This window comes from Vicinamibacteria bacterium (genome assembly GCA_035620555.1).
In the GTDB taxonomy this organism is placed as follows: domain Bacteria; phylum Acidobacteriota; class Vicinamibacteria; order Marinacidobacterales; family SMYC01; genus DASPGQ01.
This window is the reverse complement of record DASPGQ010000232.1, coordinates 1-6,150: the sequence shown is the minus strand read 5'-3', so window position 1 is coordinate 6,150 and position 6,150 is coordinate 1. Positions and strand designations below refer to the sequence as shown.

Sequence of the window (6,150 nt, the reverse complement as noted above, 5' to 3'; positions counted from 1 at the left end):
TCTTTGCGGTATCGATGCTGGGGATGGGCTTTCTCTTCCTTCTGCTTTCGAGCGTGCGGGACGACTCCCGTTTCGTGGCGACAACCGGCCTCACGACGCTCGTGGCCCTTACGGCGCATTTCGGGATGCTCATCGAGGCGCTCCTGCTGTGGCCTCTCTGGCTTCTGGGAGCCTCGATGCGCGTCCGAGTAGCGGTCCTGCTCGGCTTCGTCCTGGCCGGAATCTATTACCTCGGGTATTGGGAGCTCTTCTCGAGCCAGTGGGGCCGGGGCGTCACCGGGGAAGCCTCCTCGGGGGCCTACGGTCTTGCTTTCGTGGGTGAACAGCTCGGATGGGTCTTCTGCCTGACGTCGGTTCTCGGTGCCTTTCCGATCGTTCGCCGTTTCCGCGAAAGCCCGTTTCACACGGCGGCTGCGAGCTGGCTCGCCGTCACCGGAGTATTTCTCGTCATCGAGCTCGTGACCCCGATCGAGATCCGTTACTGGCTCCAGGCACTGCCGATTCTGGCGCTTCTGTCGGGGCTGTACCTTTCTCGCGCGCTCGACCGCGGGCGTTCTGGCAAGGTGGCTGCGTGGGCGGCCATCGCCTATATGTGCGTGATCGGCTTGCGGAACCTTCACGAGGTGCTCCTGTTTCGATATCACTGAGTCGCGAGCCCGCCTCTCTTATCGGCAGCCGTAGGCATTCGAGCGCCATCTGGGTTAGAGTCTCTGCTTTCGGGAGGAGCCTTATGAAGCCATTGGTCGCCATCGTCTTCATGCTTGCATTCGCCTCTGGTCTCGTGTCCTGCGGTCGGACGGGGGACGTCGCGGTTACACCCGACGGGAGCCAGGCTTTCGTCGGCATGAGGCTCTTCGATGGGAGCGGGGCGGACGCCATCGAGAACGCCGTTCTCGTCGTCCGTAACGGTCGCGTCGAAGCGGCCGGCACGGCGGACGTCGTGGCGATACCCGACGGTGCCGAGCGCATCGACCTCACCGGAAAAACGATCGTCCCGGGGCTGATCAACGCGCATGGCCACGTCAACGACGTTCTCGGCCTCGAGTCGGGGCATTACGACGAGGCGAACTTGCGGCGCCAGCTCGCTCTTTACGCGCGCTACGGGGTCACCGCTGTCAACTCCCTCGGTGGGGACGGTGAGGAAGCGATTCGGCTTCGCGATTCCGAAGACGAAACGCTCAATCGCGCCCGCATCACCCTGGCCGGGGAGGTCGTGACCGGCGAGACGGTGGAGGAGGTCCAGGCCGCGGTCGACAGAAACGCAGCGATGGGCGTCGATTTCATCAAGATTCGCGTCGACGACAATCTCGGAAGCTCCACGAAGATGCCACCCGAGCTCTATCGCGCCGTCATCGATCGCGCTCACGAGAAGAGCTTGCGGGTCGCGAGTCATCTGTTCTACCTGGATGACGCCAAGGGCCTTCTCGAGGCCGGCACGGATTTCGTGGCGCACAGCGTGCGCGACCAGGAGGTCGACGAGGAGCTGGTTCAGGCGCTCTCGGACTCCGGCGTCTGTTACTGTCCCACCCTCACCCGCGAGGTCTCGACTTACGTTTACGAATCCGTACCCGATTTCTTCGAGGATCCATTCTTTCTCCGGGACGCGGACCCCGAGGTACTCGAACAGCTTCGAGATCCCGAGCGGATGCAGGGTGTCGCCGAGAGCGAGAGCGCTCAGGCCTACAAGAAAGCTCTGGAGGTGGCGATGACCAACCTGAAGAAGGTTTCGGATGGCGGTGGCACCATCGCTTTTGGTACCGATACCGGACCCGCCGCCCGTTTCCAGGGTTATTTCGAGCACATGGAGCTCGGCTTGATGGCCGACGCGGGGCTGTCGCCGAAGCAGATTCTCATGTCCGCGACCGGGGACGCCGCCCGCTGCCTCGGCTTCGACGACATCGGCACCCTCGCGCCCGGGAAGTGGGCCGACTTCATCGTGCTCGGCGAGAACCCGCTCGACGACATCGAGAACATGAGAAGCATCGAGTCCGTCCGCATCGCCGGGAACGAGGTACCGCAGACGTCGAGCGAGTAGTCGGCGAATCTCATCGATCTTGGCGTGGCTGTCGGTCGGCCATCGCGGAATCTCAACATATCGGTTTCCGATATGCTAGAATTCCCGGGATGAGTGGATCGAAGAGCTCTCGTCGGCCGCTGAGGCCTCACGAGCTCCACGTTCTCGTGGCGCTCGCTGCCGGCGAGCGTCACGGTTACGCCATAAAGCAAGAAGTCTCAGCCAAAAGCGCGGGCGCGGTGCAGCTCGGACCGGGAACGCTCTACGAGACCATCGCCCGCCTCCTCGATCGCGGCTTTATTCGCGAGGTGTCCCCGAAGCGAAGCGACGTCGAGCACGCGCAGAGGCGGTACTACGCCCTCACGGCGAGGGGACGCCGTCTCTTGGCGGCGGAGGTCGAACGATTGGAAGACGTCGTTCGCACCGCGCGCGCGCGTCTGGGGGAAGCTTGAGCGAGACCGAGGGCCCGTCGGCGGGAGAGCGACTCTACCGGCTCGTTCTCTACCTCTATCCGCCGCGCTTTAGAGAACGCTTCGGCGAAGAAATGCTGGACGCGTACCGGGCGGAACGGGCGGCGGGGGAGAGCGGATTCTTGTTGCGCGATCTCGCCGTGAGCTTGGGGCGCTCCTGGGCCGGAAGCCTGAGGAAGCCAAGCGGTAAGGAGGAACGCCGAACGAATGCGGTGACTGTCGATCGGGATCTGGCCTATGCGTTGCGTGCGCTTCGTTCTCAGCGTGCATTCTCGCTTGCCATTGTCGCTACCCTGACACTCGGGATCGGTGCCGTCGTCTCGGTCTACAGCGTTTTCCGCGCCGTCCTGCTGAAGCCGCTTCCGTATCCTTCGCCCGACCGGCTGGTGCGCCTTTGGGATCGGCACGAGACGGTGCCTTTCTTCTCGGTCTCGGTGGGAAACTTCCTCACCTGGCGCGACGAGGTACGCCGGTTCGACGAGCTCGGAGCTTACCGAGAAGACGGATTCAATCTCCTCGTCGACGGCGATCCCCTGCGCGTCCCCGGTGCGAGGGTGACGGCGAGCTTATTGCGCGTCCTCGGCATCGAGCCTTCTCGCGGTCGCAACTTTCTCGACGAGGAGGACCGTCCCGGGGGCGATCGCGTCGTGCTGCTCACCCACGGTCTGTGGTCGAGTGCCATGGGTGCCGACCCCTCGGCTCTCGGGCGGACGCTCGTTGTCTCCGGCGAGCCACATACCGTCGTCGGGATCCTGCCGCCGGATTTCGTCTTCCCGCAGCAGCCGAAGGTCGAGATCCTCGTCCCGTTCGCGTTCGACGCCACGGATCCGGACCGCTCCGCCCATTTCCTTCGGGTGCTCGGGAGGCTCCGGCCTGGCGCGCGCGTGGAGGACGCGGGAGTCGAGCTCGCGACGCTCGCCGAGCGGATGGCAGGCGAGTTTCCGGGAACGAACGAGGGATGGACGGTTGCCGTCCTGCCGCTCCATGAGGCGATGGTCGAAGAGGTCACAAGGGGACTCCGCGTTCTGTTCATCGCCGTCGTCGTCGTTTTTCTGATCGCCGGTGCGAACGTCTCGAACCTGGCGCTCACCCGCGCCTTCAGCCGAAGCCGCGAGCTCGCGCTCCGCTCCGCACTCGGTGCAGGCCGTAGGAGGCTCGCGGGACAGCTCGTGGTCGAGCATGTTTTTCTCGCATTGCTCGGGGGTCTCGGGGGTCTCGTAATCGCCTGGGGCGTTATTTCGGCGACACCGTCGATCCTTCCGGAGAGTCTTCCGCGCCAGGCGGAGATCTCGCTCGATGCGCACCTGTTCGCGTTCGGGTTCCTCCTCGCGGCCCTGACCGGAGTCGCGGTCGGCGCGTGGCCGGCGCTCGTTGGGTCGAGAAGCTCTCTCGTTCGCTCCCTGAAAGCCTCCTGGGGAGGCACCCGCGTGCGGTCCATCCTCGTAACGGTGGAGGTGGGGCTTGCCGTCATGCTACTCGTGACCGCAGGCTTACTTCTGCGGACGCTCGGCGCGATCTCTCGAGTGGAGCTGGGATTCGATCCCGAGAGCGTCCTGACGATGGAAGTGACACCTGTCGAAGCCACCTATCCAGGGCCCGCGGACCGCGCGGGTCTCTACCGGGAGATCCTCGCGCGTGTCGAAGCGCTTCCCGGCGTTGTCTCCGCGGCTGCGGTCCATCGTCTTCCGCTCGACGGCGGCAACTCTTCCTATCCGGCGTACGTCGAGGGACGTCCCCCAGCGAGCGGAAACCGCTTTCCCGCGTTCAACTACCGCGCGGTGGGAGGAGACTACTTCGAGGCCTTCGGGATGACGCTCCTTTCCGGGCGAAGCTTCGATCCCGTCGAGACCTGGGAGACCGGCGGCGTCGTGGTGGTGAACGAGGCGATGGCCGCCTCGCTCTGGCCAGGTGGTGGCGCGCTCGGAAGCCGCCTCGGTCCTTCCCCCGACGGGCCCTGGCTCGAGGTCATCGGTATCGTCGGAAACGCACGCGAGTCGTCGCTCGACGAAGAGCCAGAGGCGGCGATGTACCTCCCCTATTCCGTCGCCCCCGTACCGACCATGGTTCTGGTCGCGCGAACGATCGCGTTCCCTCTCGATTTGGTGCGACCGGTTCGTTCGGGCCTTGCCGCGCTGGACCCTCGTCAGCCCGTGGCTCAATTCGGTACGCTTCGGGATCACGTCGACGACGCACTCGGCCCGCCCCGCTTCCACGCCGTTTTCTTATCGACGTTCGCGGTGCTCGCTCTGGCGCTCGCCGCGGTCGGGATCCACAGCGTGATCTCGAGCTCCGTGCGTCAGCGCCGGCAGGAGATCGGGATCCGGATGGCCCTCGGTGCTCGTGCCGGTCACGTTTTGGCGATGACGTGGCGCAGTGGGATGACGCCCGTTGCCGCCGGAGTCGCCCTGGGGCTGGGAGCGGCGCTCGTGGTGTCATGGTCGATCGAAAGCTTTCTCTTCGGCGTCGATCGGCTCGACCCGTTGAGCTTCCTCGGCTTCCCGCTCGTCCTCGTCGTGGTCGCCGCCGCCGCCAACTTCTTCCCGGCTCGCGCCGCCGCTGCCATCGATCCCATCGAGACTCTGCGCACGGAATAAAAGAGAAGGCGACAAGCAAGCCCACCCGGGCGGACTCGCGGGTGCGCGACCGACTTGTACGAGACAGATATATCTCCATCCTTCGCACCGGTTGATAGCTTCCCATTGTCTCGCTGAATTCTCATGGCCGTCCTTCGCTCAACGTCGGGAACGAACGTCAGAACGTCGAGAGGAGCTCGAGACCGGGGACGTCGTCGAAGTCCTCCAGGTTCAGAGTCCACAGGCGAGCGTCGTGGGTCAGCGCGCAGGCCGCGATCGCAAGATCGAGCTCTCGGCCGCGTGGTCGCGTCACCTTCGTGTAGAGCATGGCTGCGACGGCAGCCTCGGACGAGCCAAAGGGGACCGCGGTCTCTCGCGGAAAAATCGCTTCCTGAGCCGTGAGCTCTTGCCGCTTTCTGGGTCCTCTCAACCATTCGTAGAGCACGAGCGCCGGAAGAAGTATCCGCTCGCCCGCCTCGATCGCTCGGCGAAGGGCGGGAGCCGAGCGGCGGGGACCGGTCAGACTATCGATTAAGACGGAGGTGTCGAGGAGGATCATCGTCGGCGTTTTTCCACCGTCCGACGGCCTCCCGTCCGGCGCGCCTCCCGAAGCTCGTCCAGCTCTTTTTCCACCTCTCTGAGCGGACGGCGTGGGATGCGAGGTACGAGCTCGTCGAAGCGTTCGAGGAGCGCCAATCGCTCCGCCTCGCTCAGCCTGCCGATCCGGTCGCTGTAGTCGCGGATCGCCTCTCGCACCACCGCACTCTGCGGCTTCGACAGTCGTTCCGACGCGCGGCGCAGGCGGGCGACGGTCTCGATGTCGAGGGTGAATGTGACCTTCCGAGTTGCCATACTGCTACCATACTACCATACTCTAATATGGTCGCCGCGGCCGCCAACTTCTTCCCAACTCGCGCCGCCGCTGCCATCGATCCCATCGAGACTCTGCGCATGGAATAGCCGACCAGACTACACCTTGGCGATGAGCTTGATCTCGATGAGCTGCTGAGGCAGGGCCAAGCGCGGAGTCACCAGGATCGTGCTGGCAACGTCCGGTTTCTTCGACCCGTAGGCCTCTTTTCTGACGGGGCCG

General features: G+C 64.7%; 6 protein-coding genes. 4 read left to right on the top strand and 2 right to left on the bottom strand.

What is annotated here, in order from left to right; translation table 11 throughout:
• From VEK15_09875 to VEK15_09860, 4 genes are all read left to right on the top strand, one after another.
• Positions 1-647 (top strand): hypothetical protein (locus VEK15_09875; protein ID HXV60989.1); only part of this gene is annotated, 647 nt, incomplete at its 5' end.
• A gap of 83 nt (positions 648-730) precedes the next feature.
• Entirely contained in the window at positions 731-2,035 is a 1,305-nt protein-coding gene (locus VEK15_09870) for an amidohydrolase family protein (GenBank protein HXV60988.1), read from the top strand.
• 89 nt (positions 2,036-2,124) lie between these two features.
• Positions 2,125-2,466 (top strand): PadR family transcriptional regulator, encoded by a 342-nt coding sequence (locus tag VEK15_09865; GenBank protein ID HXV60987.1) that lies wholly within the window; start codon positions 2,125-2,127, stop codon positions 2,464-2,466.
• Entirely contained in the window at positions 2,463-5,078 is a 2,616-nt protein-coding gene (locus VEK15_09860) for an ABC transporter permease (protein HXV60986.1), read from the top strand. The genes VEK15_09865 and VEK15_09860 overlap by 4 nt, the downstream gene beginning before the upstream one ends.
• Positions 5,079-5,235: 157 nt before the next feature.
• Here the strand turns inward: VEK15_09860 and VEK15_09855 are convergent, their stop codons facing one another.
• Together VEK15_09855 and VEK15_09850 are read right to left on the bottom strand one after the other, a co-directional pair.
• The gene (locus VEK15_09855; protein ID HXV60985.1) at positions 5,236-5,616 is read right to left on the bottom strand and encodes a type II toxin-antitoxin system VapC family toxin; all 381 of its coding nucleotides are present in this window, start codon (positions 5,614-5,616) and stop codon (positions 5,236-5,238) included.
• Positions 5,613-5,909, bottom strand: a complete 297-nt coding sequence (locus VEK15_09850; protein ID HXV60984.1) for a ribbon-helix-helix protein, CopG family — start codon at positions 5,907-5,909, stop codon at positions 5,613-5,615. The genes VEK15_09855 and VEK15_09850 overlap by 4 nt, the downstream gene beginning before the upstream one ends.
• Between the last annotated feature and the right edge of the window lie 241 nt (positions 5,910-6,150).